Below are 23,321 nucleotides of genomic sequence, written 5' to 3'. Positions count from 1 at the left end.
ACACCCGGCCGCGCGGCCGGGTGGTGACCCGAGGAGCCCCCTTGGCTGCTGAGCTGCATGTCGAGCTGGTCGCCGCGGACCGTAGTGTCTGGTCCGGCGAGGCCACCCTGGTCGTCGCGCGAACCACGTCCGGCGACATCGGCATCATGCCCGGTCACCAGCCGCTTCTCGGTGTGCTGGAATCGGGCCCGGTGACGATCCGCACGAGCGAGGGCGGTACCGTCATCGCTGCCGTGCACGGCGGTTTCATCTCGTTCGCGGACAACAAGCTGTCGCTGCTGGCCGAGATCGTCGAGCTGGCGGACGAGATCGATGTCCAGCGCGCCGAGCGTGCGCTGGAGCGCGCGAAGTCGGACGCGGACGCCGCTGCTGAGCGGCGCGCCGAGATCCGTCTGCGCGCGGTGGCGGTGCACTAGCACCCCCACGGAGAGATGTTTTTACTCAGCCGCGGCCCGCGCTGGAGAAATCCAGCCGTGTCGCGGCTGAGGCGATGCAGGTGCGGTTCAGTTCGAATCGGTTCGTTATCCGTTACGCGTTACCCGTTACTCGACGATGCGAGGAGGTCGGTGGAGATGGTCCTCGCGTTGTGGGTGGGCGTGTCCGTCATCGTGCTGGTCCTGGTGGGACTGTTCGTCTTCGGTCTGCGCCGGCGGCTGATCCAGCGGTCCGGAGGCACCTTCGACTGCTCGCTGCGCTGGGACGTCTCCGAGGAGCCGGACCCCTCCGGCAAAGGCTGGGTCTACGGCGTCGCCCGCTACAGCGGCGACCGCGTCGACTGGTTCCGTGTCTTCTCCTACGCTCCTCGCCCCCGCCGGGGCCTGGAGCGTTCTGCGATCGAGGTGATCGCCCGCCGGCTGCCGGAGGGCGAGGAGGAGCTCGCGCTCCTGTCCGACTCCGTCGTGCTCGGCTGTCTCCACCGGGGGACCCGCCTGGAGCTGGCGATGAGCGAGGACGCCTTGACCGGCTTCCTCGCCTGGCTGGAGGCGGCGCCGCCGGGCCAGAGGGTGAACGTGGCGTAGAAGCCGCGTACGTACACAGCGAAAAGCCGGGGAGACGGGGGGCGGACCCGTCTCCCCGGCGCTTTTCGGGGGGTGGCGCTGGTGTGGTTACCGCGTGTCGGCTACTTGAGACCGTTGCTGATGGCGCTCACCAGTTCACCGTTGGTGGTGTCACCGGAGAACTCCCAGGAGAACGCGCCGCCCAGGCCCTGGCTCTTCGCCCAGGTCATCTTGGAGCCGATGGTGGCCGGAGTGTCGTAGCTCCACCAGTTGGTGCCGCAGTGCGCGTACGCGGTGCCGGCGATGGTGCCGGTGGCCGGGCAGGTGCTCTTGAGGACCTTGTAGTCCTCGATGCCCGCCTCGTACGTGCCCGGGGCCGCGCCGGTCGCCGTGCCGCCCGGGGCGGCCTGGGTGACGCCGGTCCAGCCGCGGCCGTAGAAGCCGATGCCGAGGAGCAGCTTCTTGGCCGGGACGCCCTTGGCCTTCAGCTTGGCGATCGCGTCGGCGGAGGTGAAGCCCTGCTGGGGGATGCCGGTGTACGAGGTCAGCGGGGAGTGCGGGGCCGTCGGGCCCTTGGCCGCCCAGGCGCCGAAGAAGTCGTACGTCATCACGTTGTACCAGTCGAAGGACTGGGCCGCGCCCCCGTAGTCGGCGGCGTCGATCTTGCCGCCGCTGGAGCCGTCCGCGGTGATGGCGGCGGTGACCAGGTTGTTCGGGCCGAACTTGGCGCGCATGGCGTCGGCCATGGTCTTGATCGCGGCCGGGCCGCTGGTGTCACAGGTCAGACCGCAGGCGTTGGGGTACTCCCAGTCCAGGTCGATGCCGTCGAAGACATCGGCCCAGCGGGGGTCCTCGACCAGGTCGTAGCAGGACTGGGCGAAGGCGGCGGGGTTCTGGACGGCCTGGCCGAAGCCGCCGGACCAGGTCCAGCCGCCGAACGACCAGAGGACCTTGATGTGCGGGTACTGGGCCTTCAGCTTGCGGAGCTGGTTGAAGTTGCCGCGCAGCGGCTGGTCCCAGGTGTCGGCCTTGCCGTCGACGGACTGGTCGGCGGTGTACGCCTTGTCGTAGTCGGCGTAGGAGTCACCGATGGTGCACTTGCCGTTCTGCACGTTGCCGAAGGCGTAGTTGATGTGCGTGATCTTCGCGGCCGTGCCGGACGTCACCAGGTTCTTGACGTGGTAGTTGCGCCCGTAGACGCCCCAGTTGGTGAAGTAGCCCAGGTTGATCTTGTCACCGGGCGGGGGCTCCTCGCCGCCGCCACCGCCGGTGGTGCGCACCGAGACGGAGGCGGAGATCGGGCCGGTCTGGTCGATGGTGTCCCGGGCCTGGACCGCGTAGGTGTAGTCGGTGCCCGCGGTCAGCCCGGTGTTGGTGTACGTGGTGCCGGTGACCGTGGCGATCTTGGCGCCGTTGCGCAGGACGTCGTAGTTCTTGACGCCCTTGTCGTCGGTGGCCGCGCTCCAGCTCAGCTTCACCGAGGTGTTGGTGACGTCGCTGGTGGTGGGGGTGCCGGGGGCGGAGGGCGGGTTGTCGCCGGGGACGGTGGAGCCGTCACAGGAGGCGCCGTTCAGCTTGCAGCCGGACGGGGCGCCGGGGCCGGAGCCGTTGAAGCCGAAGCTGAGGCTGGCGCCGGGCGCGATGTTGCCGTTCCAGCCGAGGTTCTTGGCGGTCCAGCGGTTGCCGGAGTTGGTGACGGTGGCGTCCCAGGCGGAGTTGACCCGGGTCCCGGCGGGGTAGTCCCACTCGATGGTCCAGGAGGAGAGCGCCGTGGTGCCGGTGTTCTTCACCGTCCACTGGCCCTCGAAGCCGCCGCCCCAGTCGGACTTCTTGGTGAACGTGGCGGTGGCCGAGGTGGCCGCCGCGGCCGGAGTCGCGAGACCCACCATCGCGGCGAACGGCACGGCCAGCGCGGTGAGACCGGCGATGACCTTGGACCGGCCGCTCCGCAGCGGAATCCATCTGAAGCGGGAACGGCGTGGGGGAGTTTCAGTGCTCAACGGTGCTCCTCGGGTGAGGTCCAGCAAACGGGGATGATTCGTGGACTGCAAACCCTGCGCCGCCCTGAGTACGGGTGCTCTCGTACTCACCGCAGTGTGTGATGGGTGACATTAGGAAGGTCTGGACCAATCGTCAAGAGGTCTGGACCAAAGATCGAAGGCCGGAACCGGCCCGAAATCGGACCGGAATCCGGCCTTGCGCGGCCCCGCGCCGCGTCCGCGAGCCGCCCGCCGTCAGACCCCCAACTCCTGTGCCAGCACGGCCGCCTGGACCCGGCTGCGCAGCCCCAGCTTGGCCAGCAATCTGCTGACGTGCGTCTTCACCGTCGCCTCCGCCATCGCCAGCCGCGCCGCGATCTCCGCGTTCGACAGCCCCTCGCCGAGACACCCCAGCACCTCCCGCTCCCGTCGCGTCAGCGCCTCCAGCATCGCCGGATCGGCCGAACTCCCGGACCGTACGTGCGTGGCACCGGCGAACTCCGCGATCAGCCGCCGCGTCACGGCCGGCGCGATCAGCCCCTCGCCGCGCGCCACCGTCCGTACCGCCTCCAGCAGGTCGCGGGCGTCGGTGTTCTTCAGCAGGAAGCCCGAGGCCCCCGCCCGCAGCGCCCCGAAGACGTACGCGTCCAGGTCGAACGTCGTCAGCACCAGGACGTCCGCCAGCTCCTCCGCCACCACCTGCCGGGTCGCCGCCACCCCGTCCAGCCGCGGCATCTGCACATCCATCAGGACGAGATCCGGCCGGAGTTCACGCGCCAGGCGCACCGCCGCCTCGCCGTCCCCCGCCTCCCCGACGACCTCGATGTCCGGCGCGCTGGAGAGGATCAGCACCAGCCCCGCCCGTACCGCCGCCTGGTCCTCGGCCACCAGTACCCGGATCGTCATTCCCGCATCTCCCTCTCCCGTACGGGCAGTTCGGCCCGCACCCGCCACAACTCCGGCCCGTCGCGGCCCGCTTCGAACGTTCCGCCGAGCAGTGCCACCCGCTCCCGCATCCCCACCAGACCGGCCCCCGACCCCGGCGCGGTGGGTCCGGGCCGGCTGCCGGACACACTGGTCACCTCGACCGCCAGCACGTCGCCGGAGAGGCCGAGCCGCACGGTCACCGGCCCTGGCGCCGCGTGCTTGAGGGCGTTGGTGAGGGACTCCTGCACGATCCGGTACGCGGCCAGCTCGACCGGCGTCGGCAGCGCGTCGCCGTCCGCCGCCCGGGCGTCGTCCAGCGTGCAGAGGAGCCCGGCCGCCGCCCCGTTCACGTTCGCCTGCTCGATGAGCGCGTCCAGCGACGCCAGCGTCGGAGCGGCCGCCGGGGCACTGTCCTCGCCGCCCTCGCGCAGCAGCCCGATCAGCCGGCGCATCTCCGCGAGCCCCTCCACGCTGTTCTCCCGGATCACCTTCAGCGCGTTCCGCGAGGTGTCCGGGTCGTCGATGGACAGGGCCGCCGTGGAGTGGATCGCCACGGCGGAAAGATGGTTGGCCACCATGTCGTGCAGCTCGCGCGCCATCCGGGCCCGCTCCGCGATCACCGCCTGCACCCGGTCCATCTCGGCCAGCCGCGCGGTCTGGACGGCGGCCAGCCGGGCGGCGTCGGCGGCGGTGCGATGGCTGCGGACGCTGACCCCGGTGAGGGCGGGGATGTAGGAGACCAGCCCGATGACCAGGCCGATCAGCAGCGCCTCGGGCCTGCGGAACCAGGCCAGGAACCCGATCGTGGACGCCACGGTGATCAAGAGCGTGGCCACCGGGATACGGCGGGCGGCGGCCGGGGTCCCGTACAGCACGGCCGCGTACATGACGTCCGTGAACATCAGGACGGTGGCGAGGCTGCCCCGGGTGAACTGGTCCGCGACCAGCGCGAGCACACCCACGGTGAGAGCCGTGCGCGGTGCGGTGCGGCGCAGCAGTTCGGCCGAGGCCATGACGGTCAGCGGTACGAGGGTGATCCAGGGTGCGGAGAAGGGCCGGCCGCCCTGGGTGTGCAGGCCGAGCCGCCACAGGAGCAGCCCACCGAGCAGCCCGGAGACGGCGAGGGCCACGGCGTCGCGGTCGGGGCGGATCGAGGTGAACACTTCTCCATCCAACACGGAGCACCGGCGCCGGGCCTCCCTTCGCAGGCCGAGGACCACTACATCGAAGGATGCAGTCCCGTTTCCTCACCGCCGACGACGCTTCCGGCCCCGGCGGACGGAAGGCTGGAGGAAAACGGGAGGAGAGAGCTGTGATCGCCCTACTGGTCGTGGCCTGCGAGGTCGCGTTCTGGGTCCTGCTGGCTGCCGGTCTCGCGCTGCGGTACGTCGCGCGGAGGCCGAAGCTCGGCGCGGCCGTACTGCTCTGCGAGCCGCTGCTGGAGGTGGTGCTGCTCGTGGTGACGGTGATCGACCTGAGGAACGGCGCCGAGCCCGACTGGAAGCACGGGCTGGCCGCCGTCTACATCGGCTTCACGGTGGGTCTCGGCCACCACACCATCAAGAAGGTGGACGCCTGGGTCGCGCACCGCTGGTTCGGCGGCCCGCCGCCGGTGAAGCCGCCGAAGTACGGCAGGGCCCGAGCCGTCCACGAGTGGCGCACCGCCGCCCGCTGGATCCTCGCCGCGGCGGTCGCGCTGGGCCTGCTCCAGGCGGCCGTCTGGTACGTCGGTCCGGGCGGCGCCATCAGCTCGCTCCAGAGCTGGCAGCAGAAGATGCTCCTGGTGATCGGCATCAACGTGATCATCGCCGGCGGCTACACGCTCTTCCCGAAGCAGGCTCCGAAGAGCACGGACACGGACGCGGTCGAACGCGAGCCGGCCGATCGGCTCTAACGCTCCCCGCCCGGCACCCACAGCACGTCCCCGACCTCCTTGTTGGCGCTGCGCGCCAGGATGAACAGGAGGTCGGAGAGGCGGTTGAGGTAGGTGGCGGTCAGGGTGTTCATCACGTCGCCGTGCACCTCCAGCGCCGCCCAGGTCGACCGCTCGGCGCGCCGGACCACGGTGCAGGCCTGGTGGAGCAGGGCGGCCCCCGGCGTACCCCCGGGGAGGATGAAGCTGCGCAGCTTCTCCAGCTCCTCCAGGAAGCGGTCGCAGTCCGCCTCCAGCTTGTCGATGTAGGACTGCTCGACCCGCAGCGGCGGGTACTTCGGGTCCTCGACCACCGGCGTCGACAGGTCGGCCCCCACGTCGAAGAGGTCGTTCTGGACCCGTACGAGGACCTTCACCACGTCCTCGGAGAGCTGCCCCAGCGCCACGGCGGTCCCGATCACCGCGTTGGCCTCGTTGGCGTCCGCGTACGCCGCGATCCGCAGATCGGTCTTGGCGGTGCGGCTCATGTCGCCGAGGGCCGTGGTGCCCTGGTCGCCGGTACGGGTGTAGATGCGCGTCAGATTGACCATGGGCCCAGCGTAGTTAAGGCCCGCACCCTCAACTACGCGTGGCACGGAGCCGAATGACGCGTCTCGGTGTGATGTCCGTCATTCGAGACGTGACGCGCATCTCTTCACGGCCACAGCGCCCCCGACGGGTACTAATCTCCGCCGGAGAGCAATGTGAACCGCCGTGAACAGATGCCGCAGGGGCGGACCGGGAACGCGGACAGAGAACAAGGGGTGCGAACGTGGCCAGGAAGCTCGCCGTCATCGGTGCCGGACTCATGGGATCCGGGATCGCGCAGGTCTCCGCCCAGGCGGGCTGGGACGTCGTGCTGCGGGATGTGACCGACGCGGCGCTGACCCGCGGCCTGGACGGCATCAAGGCCTCGTACGACCGGTTCGTCGCCAAGGGCAAGCTGGAGGCGTCCGACGCCGAGGCGGCCCTCGCCCGCATCACCACGAGCACCGACCTCGACGCCGTCGCGGACGTGGACGTCGTCGTGGAGGCGGTCTTCGAGAAGCTGGAGGTCAAGCACGAGATCTTCCGCGCCCTGGACAAGGTCGTCGGCGAGAACACCGTGCTGGCCTCCAACACCTCCGCCATCCCGATCACGAAGATCGCGGCCGTGACGGAGCGTCCGGAGCGCGTCGTCGGCGTGCACTTCTTCTCGCCGGTCCCGATGATGCAGCTCTGCGAGCTCGTACGCGGCTACAAGACCAGCGACGAAACCCTCGCCACCGCCCGGGAGTTCGCCGAGTCGGTCGGCAAGACCTGCATCGTCGTCAACCGCGATGTGGCGGGCTTCGTCACCACCCGGCTCATCTCGGCGCTCGTCGTCGAGGCCGCGAAGCTGTACGAGTCGGGCGTCGCCACGGCCGAGGACATCGACACCGCCTGCAAGCTCGGGTTCGGCCACGCCATGGGCCCGCTCGCCACGGCCGACCTGACCGGCGTCGACATCCTGCTCCACGCCACCGGCAACATCTACACCGAATCGCAGGACGAGAAGTTCGCGGCCCCTGAGCTGATGCGCCGGATGGTCGACGCAGGTGACATCGGGCGCAAGAGCGGGCAGGGCTTCTACACGTACTGACCGCAGCCGCACCCCTGCCCCCTCGGCCCGCCGCCGTCGGGGCGGGGAGTGTACCCGGCGGTGTCCGGTCTCCGGCGAACCGACGTCACTCCACCGAGTGAATTCGGTATCGGTTCGCTTACAGACGGCAACTTCCCTGTCGCTGCGGCAGTCAGTTGTGGAAGAGAAGAACAGACAGACGGACCTCGCCACGGAGCAAGCAGGGGAGCGCATATGCATATCAGGGGCGACCACGCCGAGCTGGTCGTCGGGGGCCGCCTCGACGTCCGAAGCGCGGCGGACGCCCGTACGGTCCTGCACTCGGCCGTCGACGACGGAGCCGGCGATCTGGTGCTGGACCTGACCGAGCTGAATTCCTGGGATGCCACCGGGCTCGGCGTCATCATGGGGGCCCACCGCAGAGCCGGCCGGGCCGGGCGCCGTCTCGTGCTGCGCGGCGTCCCGCCGCAGATGCAGCGCCTCCTGGTGGCCACCCGGCTGCACCGCATCCTGGCGATCGAGGGCGGGATCGCCGCCGATTCGCTGCCGCGCGTCTGAGTACGTACCCGGACCGTCGGGGCAGAAGTCGCGCAATCCTCACCGGAATGTGACGTCCCGGACGGCATGGCACCCCGCCTGTGCGTGGATACTGTGCGAAGGTCTAGGGTTCGGCCGTCTGCCCCATGACACCCACCCGAGGCAGACACCGGACCGGAAGCGACAGCGGGGCGTGCGAGGCCGGAGGGACTGACCGAGCGCGACGCGTCTGGGGGACTTGTTGATGGACCCGACACACCAGGGGCCGGGAGAGTACGGGCGGACCCCCGGCGGCCCTGACGGCTCCGGCGGCACCGACAGCTCCGACCCCTCCGACGGCCGTCGCCGGCCGTCCCGGGAGTCCAACGCCGCCGACTTCGGCCAGCCGACACCGCAGCAGGTCCGCGTCGTCCAGGTCACGGTCGGGGACCTCCTGCTCACGGTCAACCCCGTCGACGGCAGCGAGGTCGAGGCCTGCCCGCCCGGGTACGAACCCGAGACGCCCGTCCGCCGCACCCCCGCCGAACGCGCCGCCCACGAGCGCGCCGGCGCACCACCCGTACCGGCGGGCCCGCCCGCCCCGCAGCTCCCCCTGCTGGAACGCCAGGAGGAGCGCGAGCGGCTGGTGAGCCTGCTGGCCCGCGGCCGCAGCGTCCGCCTCACCGGCCAGGCCGGATCCGGCCGCACCGCGCTCCTCGACGCCGTCGCCGCCGACTGCACGGACCTGGCCCCCGACGGTGTCGTCCGCCTCAGCGGCCACCGGCGCACCGCCGCCGACCTGCTCTACGGCCTCTTCGACGCGACCCACCTCGCCCCGCTCCACCGCCCCGGCCCCGAGGAACTGCTCACCCTCGTCCGCTCCATCGGGGCCGTCGTGATCGTCGACGACCTGGAGATCGGCGGCGCCGCCCTCGACGGACTCCTGGAAGCCACCCCTGAGTGCGCCTTCCTCTTCGGCACCACACCCGACCTCACCCCGCCCGGCGTCGACGCCCACCTGGAGGAGGTCCTCCTCGCCGGCCTCGGCCGCGCCGCCTCCCTGGAGCTGCTGGCCAAGGTCGTCGAGCGTCCGCTGACCGAGGACGAGCGGAACTGGGCCGGCGACCTCTGGTTCGAGTCCGAGGGGCTGCCGCTCCGCTTCGTCCAGGCCGGATCGCTGCTGCGCCAGCGCGACCTGCTCAACACGGACCCCGCGGCCTTCGACGAGTACGACTACTTCGAGCCACGCCCGGACGACGCGCCCCCGGTCCCCGAAGCGCCCACCCCGGAGACCCTGGACGTGCCCCTGCCGAGCCTCGGCGAGGGGGCGGCGCCCGCCGTCCTGCTCGCCTCCCGGCTCAGCGAGGCGGCCCGCGAGACCCTGCGCTTCACCGTCGCGCTCGGCGGCGAGGTGCCCCACCAGGCCCATCTGCCGGCCCTCGTGGGCGACACCCACGCGGATGCCGCCCTCGGCGAACTCGCGGGGTGCGGACTGCTCTCCCCGGCGGGCCCGCGCTACCGGCTCGCCGCCGGTGTCCTCGCCCAACTGGAGGCCGGCGGATACGCGGAGGAGGCCGCCGCCCACGCCCGTACGGCCGCCCAGCACTACGCCTGGTGGGTCTCGCACCCCTCGGTCACCCCGCAGCGGGCCGTCGCCGAGTCCGACGCGATCGTCGCCGCGATGGGCCGCCTCGTCCCCGACGGCGAGGCGGGCCAGGCCAGCGCGGCCGTCCTGCTGGCCCGCAGCGCCGCTCCCGCACTGGCGGCGGGGATGAGCTGGGGCGCCTGGGAGAAGGCGCTCAGGGCGGGCCAGGAGGCCGCCAGGATCGCCGGCGAGGTCGCCGAGGAGGCCTACTTCCACCACGAGTTGGGTGTCCTCGCGCTCTGCTCCGGCAACCTCGACCGGGCCCGTACGGAGCTGGAGACCTCCATCTCCATGCGCGGCGCGCTCGCCGACAGGTCCGGGGCGGTGGCCGGCCGCCGCGCCCTCGCCCTGGTGGCGGACCGCTCCGGCGGCTTCGCGCCCCCGGTCCGGCCCCAGCCGGCCGACGAGGTGCCCGCCGTACGGCACGACCTCCTCGCCGGTACGCCGCCGCTCGGCCTCCCGGTTGCGCCGCTCTTCACCCGGCAGACGGCCATGGCGGAGCCGACCGTGGTGGCCCCGTTCCCGGCCGCCGCACCGAAGGCGGGCGGCGGGCGCGCGATCCTCGGCGGTGCCCGGCGCAACCTGGCCGCCGCGGGCGCCGGCGCGCTGCTGATCGCCGTGCTCGGCACCGTCGTCACCCTCGGCCTCACCGCGGGCGACCCCGAGGAGCCGGGCGGCAGCCGTAACGTCACCACCGAGCAGTCGTCCCCCGAGTCCACCCCGGACGACGAGACCCCCGCCGACGAGCCGGACGACGGCCCCGCCCCCGACAGCGGGGCGCCCGGCGAGGAGGCACCCGCCACCCCGGGCCCCTCGGCATCCGCCACGCCCAGCACCTCCGGCTCGCCCTCCCCGTCCCCCTCGTCGCCGGACGGCAGCTCACCGGGTACGGGGGAGCCGTCGGCCACGCGGCCGACGGAGGACCCGACCTCCGACGGGCCGTCCCCGAGCGGGAAGCCGACCACGCCGACGACGCCGCCGACGACCCCGCCCACCACACCGCCGACGACGCCGCCCACCGAGACGCCGACGACCCCGCCGACCGAGACGCCGACCGAGGAGCCTCCGCCCCCGCCGGACACCTCCTCCTCCGCCAGCGGCCCCGCCGAATCGGCCACCGCCACCGCAACCGCCACCGCCACCACCGAAGCCCCGGCCGAGAGCGAAGACCCCACCGAGGCAGCGGCCTGACACACGGAAGCCGGGTGCCCCCGTAGGGGACACCCGGCCGTGGACGGTCGGTCAGAACAGGCGCAGCTTGTCGTCCTCGATGCCGCGCATCGCGTTGTAGTCGAGGACCAGGCACCCGATGCCCCGGTCGGTCGCGAGCACGCGCGCCTGGGGCTTGATCTCCTGGGCCGCGAAGACGCCCCGGACCGGGGCGAGATGCGGGTCGCGGTTGAGCAGCTCCAGATAGCGGGTCAACTGCTCGACGCCATCGATGTCGCCGCGCCGCTTCAGCTCCACGGCGACCGTCCCGCCGTTCGCGTCGCGGCAGAGGATGTCCACCGGGCCGATGGCGGTGGGGTACTCACGGCGGATCAGGGTGTGGCCCTCGCCGAGGATCTCGATCCGGTCGGCGAGCAGCTCCTGGAGGTGCGCCTCCACACCGTCCTTGATGAGCCCAGGGTCGACGCCCAGCTCGTACGAGGAGTCATGGAGGATTTCCTCCATCGTGATGATCAGTTTTTCGCCCGCCTTGTTCACCACGGTCCAGACACCGGCCTCCTCGCCGGTGCCCTCCTTCAGGGTGCACGGCGGGGACATCCAGTTGAGCGGTTTGTACGCCCGGTCGTCGGCGTGGATCGAGACGCTGCCGTCCGCCTTCACCAGGATCAGACGGGGGGCGGAGGGCAGGTGGGCTGTGAGCCGGCCCGCGTAGTCGACGGAGCAACGGGCGATGACGAGACGCATGGTCGGCAACGCTACTCGACGACGGGGGCCCGGCGCGATTTCCCCATCAGTCGACCCCTGTCACTCGCTCCTCACCATCGGGCGGCCGAGCGGGCTTGCCCCTCTTTGCGCCCCTTCGATCGTGGCCGGTTGTGTTCCCAATCTCCTGGTGCGGCTTCTATCGCGCGCTTACCGTGGATGCAGGAGGTCGCCGCCCGTGCACGCTGCGTCGTCGCCCTTCTTCCCTGCCCGTAAGGCCCCGGTCACCGTCCGGGGTCGCGAGAGGAGAACCCATGTCGCTCGACGTCTCACCGGCGCTGTTGGAACAGGCCGAGCGAGGCGAGGTCGACGAAGCCGACTTCGTCGACTGCGTCCGGACCTCCCTGCCTTTCGCGTGGGAGATGATCAGCTCGCTGGTGGCTCAGCTGAAGGTGGACGGCGGTCAGTTCGCCGACAACCAGACGCCGCCGCCGGACGAGCAGGCACGTGGTCAGCTGCTGCGTGCGCTCGCGAGTGATGCGATACGCGGCGCGCTCCAGCGGCACTTCGGAGTGCGTATCGCTTTCCAGAACTGCCACCGCGTCGCGGTGTTCCCGCTGGACGCCTCGGTCGACGACCGGCTGGCCAAGTTCACTTCGGTGAGGGGCCAGTTGCTCAACCAGTCGCCCGAACTACGGGACTGCTGAACGCTCCTGCTGCCGCTTCGGGCCGCGGGAGGTGCAACTGGCTCCGGGGCGGCAGCTCCCGTACCACCGCACCACGTTCCATGCTCCATGCTCCAGGTTCCACGCGAGGTCGTTTCGCATGTACAGGCGGCGCAGGTCAGGTGAGCAGCGGCAGCACGTCCGCGCCCAGGCGCCGTACGTTCTCCTCGGTCGCCGCGAGGTCTCCCGACCCCTCCACCAGGAGGGCGAAGCGGGTGATGCCGGTCCGCTCGGCCGTGGCCGCGAGCCGGTCGGCGGCCAGCTTCGGCGGGCCCACCGGGTGCAGCCCGCACAGCAGTTCCGTGTACGCGACGGGGTCCCGCATCACGCGGTGCCGGTCGTCGACCGTGACATGGGCGTCCAGCCCCTGACGCAGCCACCCGGGCATCGTCTTCACCAGCGTCTCCGTGGCGTCCCCGGGCCCGTCCGCGATCTGGGCCACCCCGGCGGACACATGTGCGGCCCCCTCCACCACTTCCGGCGGATGGCCGGCCTCCCGGGCCGCCGTACGCCACAGGGCGACCATCTCCGCCTTCTCCTCGTCCCCGCAGTGCATGCCCAGCAGCATCGGCAGCGCCCGGCTTGCCGCCAGCCGCACGGTCTTCGGCGAGGTGCAGGCCACGATCACCTCGGGCCCCGGTGCCGAGCCGTGGTCCAGCAGCTCGTCCGCGCGCGGCACCACCGCCACCTCGCGGAAGCCGAACCGCTCCCCGCGCCCGGCGACCCGCGGCTCCCGCAGCCAGTCGAGCAGCAGCTCCAGCGCCTCGGGGAAGCCGTTCTCGTACGCGTCGAGACCGCCGCCGAAGACCTCCAGGTCCACCCAGGGCCCGCCCCGGCCCACCCCGAGCGAGAACCGTCCGCCGCTGGTCAGGTGCAGCAGCGCGGCCTGTTCGCCGAGGGCGACCGGGTGGTGGGTGGGCAGCACGCTGACGGCGGTGCCGACCCGGATCCGCCGGGTCCGGCCGAGCAGCAGCGCGGCCAGCGTGGTGGCGGACGGGCAGACCCCGTACGGCACGAAGTGGTGCTCGGCCAGCCAGACCGAGTCCAGCCCGGACTCCTCCGCCGCCTCGGCGGACCGGACGGCCCGGTGCAGGGCCTCGCCCGGCCCCTGGCCCGGGAACTGAGCTGCCAGAACGAACGTTCCGATGCGCATCGCGTGTTGCCTCCTCGCGGCCGACGCATGTCTCCCCCACGGGCAACAACGTCTGACACGTGCCAAAGGCACGGTCCGGCGCGAAGTTGTTGCGATTTTCCGCTAACTCACTCCCGTGCCCGATCGTGCCGGACCGTGCCGGGTCGCGCCGCCCCGCCCCACCCGGCACCTGCCCCCGGCGCCAGCCTCTAGGCTTGGGGCAAACCGTGCCCGAGCCGCCCCCGTGAGGTGTCCTGTGTCCCCGCGCCGCAACCGCCCCCGTGGCGGCGAGAGTCCCGACGACCACCCCGGTACGGCGCCGGGACGGTACGGCGGGGGAGGGGCCACCGAGAGCTGGCAGGGCGAGGAGTGGTCGGTGCGCCCGGTGAGCGGCGCGAGCGCCCAGGGCAAGCGGTACCGCTGCCCCGGCTGCGACCAGGAGATCCCGTCCGGCGTCCCGCACCTCGTCGCCTGGCCCGAGTTCGGCGGCATCGAGGACCGCAGGCACTGGCACAAGGCCTGCTGGAACGCGAAGGACCGCCGCACCACGCGGGTGCAGCGGTCCAGGAACGCGCCGCGCTACTGAGTCACATACGGCCGCTCAGACGTCGCGCCGGTCCAGCGCCAGGTAGGCACCGCCCATCGCCACGGCCGCGAGGCCGAGCATCAGCAGCAGCGGCTCCCAGCCCGACGGGCCGGACTCGGTGACCGCCGTGCCGTACAACGCGCCGAGCTGGTTGGGGATCGAGTACTCGAAAAGGAAGCGCTGCAGGTCGCGCAGGCTGTCGGCGAACATGAACATCGCGAGGACCAGCGGCAGCAGCACCACGGCGATCATCACCGTGATGGCTCCCGCCGAGTGCCGGATGATCGCGCCGACCGCCAGGGACACGAGGCCGAGGGCCGCGATGTAGAGCCCGACCCCGATGGTGGCGCGCAGCCACACCGAGCCGGAGTCGAGCCCGGCGCCCAGGATCGCCGTCTGGAACACCGCGACGACCGTGGCGGTCACCGTGGTGATGACGAAGGCGAGCAGGAAGAAGACGATCGCCTTCGCCGTGAGCACCCGGGCCCGGCTCGGGCAGGCCGTCAGCGTCGTACGGATCATGCCGGTGCTGTACTCGGAGCCGATGGTCAGCACGCCGAGGGTGATCACACAGATCGAGCCCAGCAGCACCCCGAAGAAGCCGAGGGCCACGACCGGCTCGCCGGCCATGTCGGTGTCGGCGGCGGCGATCAGCAGCGCGGACATCAGCCCGATCGCCACCATCAGCACGATCATCACGCCGAGGGTCCACAGCGTGGAGCGGACGGAGCGGATCTTCGTCCACTCCGAGGCGATCGCGTCACCGAGGGTGGCGCGGCGGATCGGGATGGGCGACTCGTAGTACCCCAGCAGGCCGTGCGGCGGCTGCGGCGGGTGCGGCTGCTGCTCGTGGGCGCGCGGGGCGGCCGGCGTCGTCATCGGGGGTCCTCGCTGGTCTTCGTCCCGGCCGCGTCGGCGGGGGAGTGTTCGGGGGCCGGGCCCGGGGCCGGTGCGGCGGCCGGGCCGGGAGCGGCCACGGGGCCGGGGGTAGCCGGGTGCGGTGCGGCCGCCGGGCCGGGGGTGGCGTACGGGTTCTGTCCGGGGGGCGGCGGGGCGTACCAGCTCTGCTGCGGCGCCTCCGCCGGCTGGGGCTGCGCGTAGCCCGGTGCGGCCCCGTAACCGCCCTGAGCCTCCCCGTAGGACCCGGGGGACCCGTACGGCGCCTGCGGGGGCTCCAGGAGCCCGGCCTTGGCGTCGTCCGTCGAGCGGTAGTCCACGACGCCCTGCGTCATCCGCATGTACGCCTCCTCCAGCGAGGCCCGGTGCGGCGACAGCTCCCAGAGCCGTACGTCGGCCCCGTGGGCCAGGTCGCTGATCCTCGGCAGCGGGAGGCCGGTGACGCGCAGGGCGCCGTCCGGCTCGGACATCACGCTGCCGCCCGCCTCGATGAGCGAGGACGTCAGCTTCTCCCGCTCCTGGGGGGCGTTCTCGGGGACCCGGACGCGGGCGAAGTCGGCGGAGTTCGCCGAGATGAAGTCGGTGACGCTCATGTCGGAGAGCAGCCGGCCGCGCCCGATCACGATCAGGTGGTCGGCGGTGAGGGCCATCTCGCTCATGAGGTGGGACGAGACGAAGACCGTACGGCCCTCGGCCGCCAGGGTCTTCATCAGGTTGCGGACCCAGTGGATGCCCTCGGGGTCGAGACCGTTGACCGGCTCGTCGAAGAGCAGCACCTGGGGGTCGCCGAGCAGCGCCGCGGCGATCCCGAGGCGCTGCCCCATGCCGAGGGAGAAGCCGCTGGAGCGGCGCTTGGCGACGTCCTGGAGGCCGACGACGCCCAGCACCTCATCCACCCGCCGGGCCGGGATCCCGGCGAGCTGGGCCAGCGACAGCAGGTGGGCGCGGGCGGTCCGGCCGCCGTGCACCGCCTTGGCGTCCAGCAGCGCGCCCACCTGGCGTGGCGCGTTCGGCAGGCTCCGGTACGGGTGCCCGCCGATCGTGACGTGGCCCGCCGTCGGCCGGTCCAGGCCGAGGATCATCCGCATGGTCGTGGATTTGCCCGACCCGTTGGGACCGAGGAAGCCGGTGACGGCCCCCGGCCGCACCTGGAAGGAAAGGTCGTCCACGGCCGTCTTCGCGCCGTAGCGCTTGGTCAGGCCGACTGCCTCGATCATTCTCCAGCCCCATCGACTCACTCTGTCGTTCGGGGCTCGGGCCACCTGGCCGCACACCCCCGTAAGAGTTAGGAGGATAACCAGGCCTTGACGGTTCCGGCCAAGTTCCGCACAGCGCGCGAGCGGGCCGTTACGGGGTTTACGCGTCCCGGTTCTTCAGCACCAGGTAGCCGCCGAGCACCGCCGCCACCACCCAGGCGACCATGATCGCCATACCGGCCCAGGGCCCGTACGGCGACGGGTCGCTGCCCATCGCCTCCGGCACGACCTGCATGATCTTCGACCCGGCCTGGTCCGGGAAGTACCGGATGACGTCCTTGGCGTACGGCACAGCAGCCAGGATGTTGGAGATCAGCAGGAAGAACGGGATCAGGATGCCCATCGCGAGCATGGGGCTGCGCAGCATCGCCGCCACGCCCATGGAGAAGACGGCGATCAGCCCCATGTAGAGACCGGCGCCGATGACCGCGCGCAGCACGTTCTCCTCGCCGAGGTCGGTGCCCCGGTCGCCCAGCACGGCCTGGCTGAGGAGGAACGAGACGAAGCTGGTGAGCAGGCCGATCACGAGGGCCAGCACACCGGCCACCGTGATCTTGCTGAAGAGGAGCGTTCCGCGCTGCGGCACGGCCGCCAGCGAGGTGCGGATCATGCCGGAGCTGTACTCCGTACCGACCACGAGCACGCCGAACACGATCATGGCGAGCTGGCCGAGGACCGTCCCGGAGAAGCTGATGAGCGTCGGGTCGAAGGTGAGCTGCTCGGACTCGGAGAGATCGTCGAACGTGGCGTTCACCAAGGCGCTCACGCCCGCGCCCATGGCGACCGTGACGACGAACGCGCTGATGAGCGTCCAGGTGGTGGAGGAGACCGTACGGATCTTGGTCCACTCGGAGGTGAGGACCGCGGGTACCGAAGCCATCGTCGTCAGGCCCCCTTGTTCTCGGTGCCGTCGATGGAGCCGGGTGCGGTGGCCCCCGGTGCGGTGGAGCCGGGTGCGGTGGTGCCGGGTGCGGTGGCGCCCGGCTGCTGCCAGCCCTCGCCCCAGCCCGCCCCCACCGTCGGCGGGGGTTCGGCGCCGCCCGGCCCGGAGTGGGCGTGGTACTCCACGGAACCGGCGGTCATCTGCATGAACGCCTCCTCCAGGGAGGCCCGCTGGGCGCTCAGCTCGTGCAGCACCAACTGGTGACGGGCCGCCAGTTCACCGAGCTCCTCGGTGGTCGCGCCGTCGATCTCCAGCGTGCCGCCGTCCGCCTCCACGGCGGTGAACCCCTCCTGGTGCAGCACGTCCCGCAGCCGCTCCTGCTGCGGCGAGCGCAGCCGTACGTAACTACGGGAGTTCTCCTGGATGAAGTCCGCCATCGAGGTGTCGGCGAGCAGCCTGCCCTGGCCGATCACGATCAAGTGGTCCGCCGTCAGCGCCATTTCGCTCATCAGGTGCGAGGAGACGAAGATGGTCCGGCCCTCGGCGGCGAGCGCCTTCATCAGGTTGCGGATCCAGTGGATGCCCTCGGGGTCGAGGCCGTTGACCGGCTCGTCGAACATCAGGATCCGTGGATCGCCCAGCAGCGCCGACGCGATACCGAGGCGCTGGCCCATGCCGAGCGAGAAGCCCTTGGACTTCTTCTTCGCGACCGCGCTCAGACCGACGGTGTCGAGCACCTCGGCGACCCGGCTGCTCGGGATGCGGTTGCTCTGCGCCAGGCAGAGCAGGTTGTTGTACGCGCTGCGGCCGCCGTTCATCGACTTGGCGTCGAGCAACGCCCCGATGTACTTCAGCGGTTCCTGCAACTCGTGGTACGGCCGGCCGTCGATGCGCACCGTACCGCTGGTCGGGTTGTCCAGATCGAGCATCATGCGCATGGTGGTGGATTTGCCCGCCCCGTTGGGGCCCAGAAAGCCGGTCACCATACCCGGTCTGACCTGGCACGTCAGATGGTCGACGGCAACCTTGCTGCCGAATCGTTTGGTCAGTCCCTCGAGCTCGATCATGCGGACACGCTAGAACGGCCGCGCGCCCAGCGCCACCACAAAGGCGGAACCGGGCGCGCGGAAGGAACCGTTCCGGGGCAGGTCAGCGGGTCTGCTGGGCCGGAACGCCGCGCTGGGCGGGCTCGTCGTCCACCGGGGAGCCGGCGGCGGCCACCGCGGCACCGGTCAGCGTCGCCAGCATCTCGCGGACGTTGGTCAGCTGCGCGTTGATCGAGTCACGGCGGTTGGTGAGCGCCGCCAGCTCGCGCTCGGACTCGCTGCGGATCCGGTCGGCCTTGGCGTTGGCGTCGGCCACGATGTCCTCGGCCTGGCGCTGCGCGGTCTCCACCGTCTGACGGGCCCGGCGTTCGGCGTCCGTGCGGAGCTTCTCGGCCTCCAGGCGGAGCTGCTCGGCGCGGTGCTCGATCTCGGCGAGACGCTTCTCGGCCTTGGCCTGACGGGACGCGAGGTCGCGCTCCGACTGCTCGCGCCGCTTGGCGAGGTTCGTCTCGAAGTCGGCGGCGGCCTGCGCGGCCTTGGCACGGGTCTCCTCGAAGAGGGCGTCGGCCTCCTCGCGCTTCTGCTGCGCGTCCCGCTGGGCGTCGGAGCGGAGCGTGTTCGCCTCGCCCTGGGCCTTCTCGACGATGCGGACGCCCTCGTCCTCGGCCTTCGACTTGCGCTCGGCCGCGAAGGACTCCGCGTCGTTGCGCACCTGCTGGGCGGCCGACTCGGCCAGCTCGCGGTGCTGCTCGGCGGCCCGACGGGCCTCCTCACGCAGGTCCTTGGCCTCCTCCTCGGCGAGGCGGAGGATCTTCTCGACACGGGCACCGAGCCCGGCGTACGACGGCTCGGCGTCGTTCACCTGGGCCTGGGCGTTCTGCGTTTCGAGGTGCAGCTCCTCGATGCGCTTTTCCAGAGACGTGATGCGGGCCAGGGCACTATCACGGTCGGCGACGAGCTTGGTAATGCGGTCGTCCACCTGACCGCGGTCGTAACCACGTCGCACGAGCTCGAAGCCGAAGGGGGAGGAAGGGTCACTCATGGGGTTCCTGTCGAATGAGACCGGTTGAGGTGATAGGGGAATCCTAGGGGCCATTGCGGCGTGTCAGCGTGCAGATACTGGTTTGATCTGGAGAATGACACCCCTTTTGAGTGGCTGACCCCTGGAGTGCTTGCCACTCGAAGGGTTGAATGTCGATGACGAGCACGCGCCCCCGAACGCCTGCCGCCCCCGGACATCCTGTTCTGTTCTCCCCCGTACGTCTGCTGTTCCCCGTACGTTCCCGCGTTGCCCTTGTACGTTCCCGCGTTGTCCCCCGTACGTTCCCGCGTTGCCCTCGTACGTTCCCGCGCGTTCCCCATACGTTCCCGCGTTGCTCTCGTACGTTCCCGCGCCGCCCCCCGTACGACCGCTACCTCTCCGAGGACTTGCCCCCCGAGCGCGTGCCCGCCGCGGCGGGGGCCTTGCCGCCTCCCGACGGGCCGGGCACCGGTTTCGCGCCGCCGCCCGGAGTCTCGAAAGACTCCAACGCCTCCAGCACGTCCTGGACACGGGAGATCTCCGTATTGATGTCCTCGCGCCTGCGCACCAGGACATCCAGCTCGCGCTTGCCCTCGGCGACGGTCTTCTCCGCCTCGGCCGCCGCGTCGGCCCGCAGCTTCTCCGCCTCGCGGATCAGCCCGGCCTTCTTCGTCTCGGCCTCCTTCAGCAGCGACTCGGCCCGCTTCACCGCGGCGATCCGGACCTTGCTCGCCTCCGAATTGGCCTCCGCGATCAGCTCCTTGGCCTTCGCCTCGGCCTCGTCGCGCTGCTCGGTCGCCGCCTTCATCAGGTTGTCGACGCGCTCACCGGCGGTCTTCATCTGCTCGGACGTCTCACGCCGGGCCCGCTCGTGGAGCTCCTCGATCTCGCTCTCCAGCCGGGCCCGCAGCTCCTGCGCCCGCTCCCGGATCTGGGTCGCGTCGCGCCGGGCGCCGACCAGGAGCTCGTCGGCGTCCGTACGGGAGCGCTCGACGAGGGTGTTGCCCTCGACGGTCGCCTCCGAGGTGATCCGCTCGGCCTCCTTGCGGGCCGCGCCGACCATCGTGTCGGACTGGGCCTCGGCCTCGGTGGCCGTACGCAGCGCCTCCTCGCGGGCCTTGTTGATGAGCTGGTCCGCCTGCTCCGCCGCGTCCGCCCGGCGCTTGGCCGCCGCCTCGCGCGCCTCGTCCAGCACCCGGTCCGCCTCGGCGCGGGCCTCGGAGCGCAGTGCCTCGGCCGCCGACTCCGTGTCCGCGCGCAGCCGTGTCGCCTCCTCGCGGGTGCGGGTGGCGTGCTCCTGCGCGGAGCCGAGGTGCTCGGCCGCTTCCGTACGGAGCCGCTCGGCCTCCTCGCCCGCCTCCGCCAGCAGCCGGTCGGCCTGCTCGCCTCCGTCCTTGCGGCGCCGGTTGGCCTCGGTGGTGGCCTCGACGACGAGCTGCTCGGACGCCTGGGCCGCCTCGCCCCGGATGCGCTCGCTCTCGGTCGTCGACTCCCCGATGAGCCGGTCCGACTGGGCCGCCGCCTCCGAACGGATCCGGTTGGCGTCCTGCCGGGCCTCGGCCCGGGCCTTCGACGCGTCCTGCTCCGCCGACGTGAGGGCGTCGGACGCCTCCGTACGCACCCGCTGGCTGTACTCCGAGGTGTCCGCGCGCAGCCGCTCGGACTCGGTGATCGCGTCGGAGACCGTCCGCTCGGCCAGCGCCTTGGCGGCCTCGGTCTCGTCGTGGGCCTCCTGCCGGAGCCGGGCCGCCTCCGCGTTCGCCTCCTGGCGCAGCCGTACGGCATCCTCGGAGGCCCGCTCCCGCTCGGCGTGCGCGTCGGCGCGGACCCGGTCCGCCTCCTCCTGCGCCTCACCGCGGGTGCGCTCCGCGACATGCTCGGCCGTCGAGCGCAGCCCGGCGATCTCCTCCTCGGCCTGCTCGTGCAGCCCGGAGACGGAGTCGCGTACCTGCTGGGCGGTCTGCTCGGCCGCCGAGACGAGCTCGGTCGCCCGGGCGTCCGCCTCCTGAACCAGCCGCTGCGCCTCGGCCTGCGCCTCCTCCACCCGCTTCCGGGCGGAGGCCAGCAGCTCCTCGCTCTGCTCGCGGGCCCGCTCGCGCTCCTGGCCCGCTTCCGTCCGGGCCGCGCCGAGGGTCTCCTCGGCCTCCCGGCGCCGGCGCGTGGCCTCCTCCTGGGCGGCCTCCAGCGCCTCGGCCGCCTCGGCGCCGACCCGCTCGGCGGCGGCCGCGGCCTCCGCGCGCACCCGGTCGGCGGTCTCCTGCGCCTCGGTCTTGAGCCGCTCGGCCTCGGCGGCGGCCTCGCTCCGCAGCCGTACGGCGATGTTCTCGCCCTCGGCACGGGACTGCGAAGCGTCCGCCGCGGCCTCGTCACGGAGCCGCTCGGCCTCCGCCTCGGCCTGCTCCGTCAGCGTACGGACGCGCTCGGCGGCCTCGGCACGCTGCCGCTCGGCCTCCTCGTTCGTCTCGCGGCGGATGCGCTCCGCCTCCGTACGCGCCTCGCCCAGCGCCTCCTCGGCGGCCGCGAGCCGGGTCTCGGCCTCGGTGTGCAGCCGGTTCAGCTCGTCGGCGGCCTCGGCCTGCCGGGCGGCGACCGCGCGCCCGGTCTCCTCGCGCAGCTCGGCGGCGGCCCGCTCGGCCTCGGCGGTGGTGGCCTCGGCCTGCTCCTCGGCCTCGGCCCGCAGCTTGTCGGCCTCGGCGCGGGTGCGCTCCAGCGTCTCCTCGGCCTGCTTGCGCAGGGTCGCCGCGCGCTCGGCGGCCTCGGCGCGGATGCGCTCGCTCTCGCCGTTCGCCTTGGTGCGCAGCTCGTCCGCGTCGGAGCGCGCCTCGGTCAGCAGCTCCTCCGCCTTGCGCGCGCCCTCCTCCAACTGCTGGACCGCCTCGCGGCGGGCCTCGCCCCGGATACGCTCGCCCTCGGCGACCGCCTCGGAGCGCAGTTGCTCGGCCTCGCCGCGCAGCCGGCGGGCCTCCTCCTGGAGCTCGACCGTCTTGGCCCGGTACTCCTCGGTGTCGTCCTTGGCCGCGCCCTTGAGCTCATCGGCCTGCTCGGCGGCCTCGCCGCGCAGCCGGTCCGCCTCGGCCTCCGCCTCGCGGCGGATCCGCTCGGCCTCCTCGCTCGCGGCCTTCGTCGTGGACCGCGCGTCCTCGGAGGCCTTGGTGAGGACCTCCTCGGCGGAGCGGGCGGCCTTGGCGAGCTGGGCGGCGGCGTCCTCGGCGGCCGCCGTACGGGCCTTCTCGGCCGCCTCGGCGACCAGCCGGTCGGCCTCGGCCCGGGCATCGACGAGGGCCTGCTCGGCCTCCTCCTTGAGCGTCTCGGCGCTCTTGGTGGCCTCGCCGACCAGCCGGGCGATCTCCGACCTGGCCGTACGCGTGCGCTGCTCGTTCTGCGACTCCGAGGCGGCCAGCTTCTTGGCGGCCGCGTCCTTCGCCTCGGCGAGGACCTTCTCGGCCTCGAGACGGGATTCGCGCAGCCGGGTCTCGGCCTCCTGGAGCCGCTGCTCGGCGGCCCGGTTCAGCTCGGCCGTCTGCTGGCGGGCCTGCGAGGTCTCCGCCGTGGTGCTGGAGCGCAGCTGCTCCGCGTGTCTGGTGGCCTCCTGGGCCTGCGCGGAGGCGGCGCCCAGCATGCGCTCGGCGTCCTTGCGGGCGCGCAGCAGGATCGCCTCGGCCTCGGCCCGGGCGCTCTCGGCCTCCGAGCCGACGCGCTGCCGGGTCTCCTGCGCCAGCCGCTCGGTCTCGGCCCGGGCGGCGGCGAGCGCCTGCTCGGCCTCGGCGCGTGACTCGTCGAGCAGGCGGCGGGCCTGCGACTCGGTGCGGGCCCGGAGCTGCTCGGCCCAGGCGACGTTCTCGTTGACGTGCGACTCGACGGTCTGCCGGCGCTCGGCCAGCTCCTGGTCGAGCTGCTGCCTGCGCTGGACGGCCTCGTTGTGCAACTCCGCCTGGAGGCGCGCCTGGTGCTCGGCGTGCTCCTGGAGTATGCGCTGCGTCTGGGCCCGGGCCTCGCGCAGCTCGCGCTCGGCGTCGCTGCGCAACTGCTCGGCCTGGATCTGCGCGTTCCGCAGCATCTGCTCGGCCTGGTAGCCCATGTCCGCGCTGTCGTAGGCGGGACGGGTCGCCAGACTGCGCCGCGCCTCGTGCAGCTTGGCGCGCAAGACCTCGACCTGGTAACCGAGGTCCTCGGCGTGCTGGACGGCCTTCTCCCGGTCGGTCCTCAGCCGGTCCATCTCGGCTTCGAACCGCGAGAGATGGTCGTCTTCAGCTCGGTGGCTCTCCTGGCTTTCGTAGCCCCGCACTGCGCGGTCCCATCCTTCCCCGAGCTCTCAACTTCGTTCGA

Annotated in this window: 20 protein-coding genes; 8 read left to right on the top strand and 12 right to left on the bottom strand. The window is 72.1% G+C overall.

Going from position 1 to position 23,321, the window contains the following annotated elements:
- Positions 1–41 precede the first annotated feature (41 nt).
- Together ACFWRT_RS08700 and ACFWRT_RS08695 are read left to right on the top strand one after the other, a co-directional pair.
- Complete coding sequence (locus ACFWRT_RS08700) at positions 42–416, top strand: F0F1 ATP synthase subunit epsilon (RefSeq protein ID WP_015611381.1); 375 nt, start codon at positions 42–44, stop codon at positions 414–416.
- A 156-nt stretch (positions 417–572) separates the two neighbouring features.
- On the top strand, positions 573–1,019 hold the full coding sequence (locus ACFWRT_RS08695; protein ID WP_030569125.1) for a DUF2550 domain-containing protein: 447 nt from the start codon (positions 573–575) through the stop codon (positions 1,017–1,019).
- A 101-nt stretch (positions 1,020–1,120) separates the two neighbouring features.
- Here ACFWRT_RS08695 and ACFWRT_RS08690 read toward each other — a convergent pair whose 3' ends face one another.
- The 3 genes from ACFWRT_RS08690 to ACFWRT_RS08680 all read right to left on the bottom strand — a co-directional run bounded on the left by ACFWRT_RS08690 (position 1,121) and on the right by ACFWRT_RS08680 (position 5,067).
- Positions 1,121–2,998, bottom strand: a complete 1,878-nt coding sequence (locus tag ACFWRT_RS08690) for a glycoside hydrolase family 18 chitinase (RefSeq protein ID WP_380950038.1) — start codon at positions 2,996–2,998, stop codon at positions 1,121–1,123.
- 234 nt (positions 2,999–3,232) lie between these two features.
- Positions 3,233–3,883 (bottom strand): response regulator, encoded by a 651-nt coding sequence (locus ACFWRT_RS08685; protein ID WP_380950037.1) that lies wholly within the window; start codon positions 3,881–3,883, stop codon positions 3,233–3,235.
- The gene (locus tag ACFWRT_RS08680; RefSeq protein WP_380950036.1) at positions 3,880–5,067 is read right to left on the bottom strand and encodes a sensor histidine kinase; all 1,188 of its coding nucleotides are present in this window, start codon (positions 5,065–5,067) and stop codon (positions 3,880–3,882) included. The genes ACFWRT_RS08685 and ACFWRT_RS08680 overlap by 4 nt, the downstream gene beginning before the upstream one ends.
- A gap of 149 nt (positions 5,068–5,216) precedes the next feature.
- Here ACFWRT_RS08680 and ACFWRT_RS08675 point away from each other — a divergent pair, with 149 nt between their 5' ends.
- Positions 5,217–5,798, top strand: a complete 582-nt coding sequence (locus ACFWRT_RS08675) for a hypothetical protein (RefSeq protein ID WP_380950035.1) — start codon at positions 5,217–5,219, stop codon at positions 5,796–5,798.
- On the opposite strand, the gene ACFWRT_RS08670 is transcribed toward ACFWRT_RS08675, so the two are convergent.
- Positions 5,795–6,367 (bottom strand): cob(I)yrinic acid a,c-diamide adenosyltransferase, encoded by a 573-nt coding sequence (locus ACFWRT_RS08670; RefSeq protein ID WP_161264493.1) that lies wholly within the window; start codon positions 6,365–6,367, stop codon positions 5,795–5,797. The two genes, ACFWRT_RS08675 and ACFWRT_RS08670, sit on opposite strands and share 4 nt — an antisense overlap.
- A 221-nt stretch (positions 6,368–6,588) precedes the next feature.
- On the opposite strand from ACFWRT_RS08670, the gene ACFWRT_RS08665 reads away from it, so the two are divergent.
- The 3 genes from ACFWRT_RS08665 (at position 6,589) to ACFWRT_RS08655 (ending at position 10,768) form a co-directional block, all read left to right on the top strand.
- The gene (locus ACFWRT_RS08665) at positions 6,589–7,437 is read left to right on the top strand and encodes a 3-hydroxyacyl-CoA dehydrogenase family protein (protein WP_326703479.1); all 849 of its coding nucleotides are present in this window, start codon (positions 6,589–6,591) and stop codon (positions 7,435–7,437) included.
- Positions 7,438–7,650: 213 nt separating this feature from the next.
- Positions 7,651–7,974, top strand: coding sequence for an STAS domain-containing protein (locus ACFWRT_RS08660; protein WP_018492200.1), 324 nt, complete (start codon positions 7,651–7,653; stop codon positions 7,972–7,974).
- Between the two features lie 223 nt (positions 7,975–8,197).
- Positions 8,198–10,768, top strand: a complete 2,571-nt coding sequence (locus tag ACFWRT_RS08655; RefSeq protein ID WP_380950034.1) for an ATP-binding protein — start codon at positions 8,198–8,200, stop codon at positions 10,766–10,768.
- A gap of 51 nt (positions 10,769–10,819) precedes the next feature.
- On the opposite strand, the gene nucS is transcribed toward ACFWRT_RS08655, so the two are convergent.
- Entirely contained in the window at positions 10,820–11,491 is a 672-nt protein-coding gene (gene nucS, locus ACFWRT_RS08650; protein ID WP_380950033.1) for an endonuclease NucS, read from the bottom strand.
- 272 nt (positions 11,492–11,763) lie between these two features.
- On the opposite strand from nucS, the gene ACFWRT_RS08645 reads away from it, so the two are divergent.
- Positions 11,764–12,156 (top strand): SCO5389 family protein, encoded by a 393-nt coding sequence (locus tag ACFWRT_RS08645; RefSeq protein WP_003966234.1) that lies wholly within the window; start codon positions 11,764–11,766, stop codon positions 12,154–12,156.
- Between the two features lie 136 nt (positions 12,157–12,292).
- On the opposite strand, the gene ACFWRT_RS08640 is transcribed toward ACFWRT_RS08645, so the two are convergent.
- A complete protein-coding gene (locus ACFWRT_RS08640; protein ID WP_380950032.1) occupies positions 12,293–13,327 on the bottom strand; it encodes an LLM class flavin-dependent oxidoreductase in 1,035 nt (344 codons plus the stop codon).
- 235 nt (positions 13,328–13,562) lie between these two features.
- Here ACFWRT_RS08640 and ACFWRT_RS08635 point away from each other — a divergent pair, with 235 nt between their 5' ends.
- Complete coding sequence (locus tag ACFWRT_RS08635) at positions 13,563–13,892, top strand: ATP/GTP-binding protein (protein WP_380950031.1); 330 nt, start codon at positions 13,563–13,565, stop codon at positions 13,890–13,892.
- A gap of 15 nt (positions 13,893–13,907) precedes the next feature.
- Here the strand turns inward: ACFWRT_RS08635 and ACFWRT_RS08630 are convergent, their stop codons facing one another.
- The 6 genes from ACFWRT_RS08630 to scy all read right to left on the bottom strand — a co-directional run bounded on the left by ACFWRT_RS08630 (position 13,908) and on the right by scy (position 23,280).
- Positions 13,908–14,771 (bottom strand): ABC transporter permease subunit, encoded by an 864-nt coding sequence (locus tag ACFWRT_RS08630; protein WP_380950030.1) that lies wholly within the window; start codon positions 14,769–14,771, stop codon positions 13,908–13,910.
- Positions 14,768–16,006, bottom strand: coding sequence for an ABC transporter ATP-binding protein (locus tag ACFWRT_RS08625; protein WP_380950029.1), 1,239 nt, complete (start codon positions 16,004–16,006; stop codon positions 14,768–14,770). Before ACFWRT_RS08625 ends, ACFWRT_RS08630 begins: the two co-directional genes overlap by 4 nt.
- A gap of 139 nt (positions 16,007–16,145) precedes the next feature.
- A complete protein-coding gene (locus tag ACFWRT_RS08620) occupies positions 16,146–16,925 on the bottom strand; it encodes an ABC transporter permease subunit (protein WP_380950028.1) in 780 nt (259 codons plus the stop codon).
- Positions 16,926–16,930: 5 nt separating this feature from the next.
- Positions 16,931–17,995: an ABC transporter ATP-binding protein gene (locus ACFWRT_RS08615; protein ID WP_380950027.1), complete on the bottom strand. Its 1,065-nt coding sequence runs from the start codon at positions 17,993–17,995 to the stop codon at positions 16,931–16,933.
- An 82-nt stretch (positions 17,996–18,077) separates the two neighbouring features.
- A complete protein-coding gene (locus ACFWRT_RS08610; RefSeq protein WP_356444016.1) occupies positions 18,078–19,016 on the bottom strand; it encodes a coiled-coil domain-containing protein in 939 nt (312 codons plus the stop codon).
- Between the two features lie 370 nt (positions 19,017–19,386).
- Positions 19,387–23,280 carry a polarized growth protein Scy gene (scy, locus tag ACFWRT_RS08605; protein ID WP_380950026.1) on the bottom strand — a complete coding sequence of 1,298 codons (3,894 nt, stop codon included), beginning with the start codon at positions 23,278–23,280 and terminating at the stop codon, positions 19,387–19,389.
- Positions 23,281–23,321: the final 41 nt, after the last annotated feature.

This window comes from Streptomyces cyaneofuscatus (assembly GCF_042718795.1).
Lineage (GTDB): Bacteria > Actinomycetota > Actinomycetes > Streptomycetales > Streptomycetaceae > Streptomyces > Streptomyces cyaneofuscatus_A.
Note: the sequence above shows the minus strand (reverse complement) of the source record. Positions and strands in the feature narration are given on the sequence as shown.

Coding starts and splice junctions, on each gene's coding strand:
- ACFWRT_RS08670 (WP_161264493.1), bottom strand. CDS start 6,367: ATGGTCAATCTGACGCGCATCTACACCCGTACCGGCGACCAGGGCACC.
- nucS (WP_380950033.1), bottom strand. CDS start 11,491: ATGCGTCTCGTCATCGCCCGTTGCTCCGTCGACTACGCGGGCCGGCTC.
- ACFWRT_RS08630 (WP_380950030.1), bottom strand. CDS start 14,771: ATGACGACGCCGGCCGCCCCGCGCGCCCACGAGCAGCAGCCGCACCCG.
- ACFWRT_RS08610 (WP_356444016.1), bottom strand. CDS start 19,016: ATGAGTGACCCTTCCTCCCCCTTCGGCTTCGAGCTCGTGCGACGTGGT.
- ACFWRT_RS08695 (WP_030569125.1), top strand. CDS start 573: ATGGTCCTCGCGTTGTGGGTGGGCGTGTCCGTCATCGTGCTGGTCCTG.
- ACFWRT_RS08645 (WP_003966234.1), top strand. CDS start 11,764: ATGTCGCTCGACGTCTCACCGGCGCTGTTGGAACAGGCCGAGCGAGGC.
- ACFWRT_RS08655 (WP_380950034.1), top strand. CDS start 8,198: ATGGACCCGACACACCAGGGGCCGGGAGAGTACGGGCGGACCCCCGGC.
- ACFWRT_RS08685 (WP_380950037.1), bottom strand. CDS start 3,883: ATGACGATCCGGGTACTGGTGGCCGAGGACCAGGCGGCGGTACGGGCG.
- ACFWRT_RS08625 (WP_380950029.1), bottom strand. CDS start 16,006: ATGATCGAGGCAGTCGGCCTGACCAAGCGCTACGGCGCGAAGACGGCC.
- ACFWRT_RS08640 (WP_380950032.1), bottom strand. CDS start 13,327: ATGCGCATCGGAACGTTCGTTCTGGCAGCTCAGTTCCCGGGCCAGGGG.
- ACFWRT_RS08620 (WP_380950028.1), bottom strand. CDS start 16,925: ATGGCTTCGGTACCCGCGGTCCTCACCTCCGAGTGGACCAAGATCCGT.
- ACFWRT_RS08615 (WP_380950027.1), bottom strand. CDS start 17,995: ATGATCGAGCTCGAGGGACTGACCAAACGATTCGGCAGCAAGGTTGCC.
- ACFWRT_RS08660 (WP_018492200.1), top strand. CDS start 7,651: ATGCATATCAGGGGCGACCACGCCGAGCTGGTCGTCGGGGGCCGCCTC.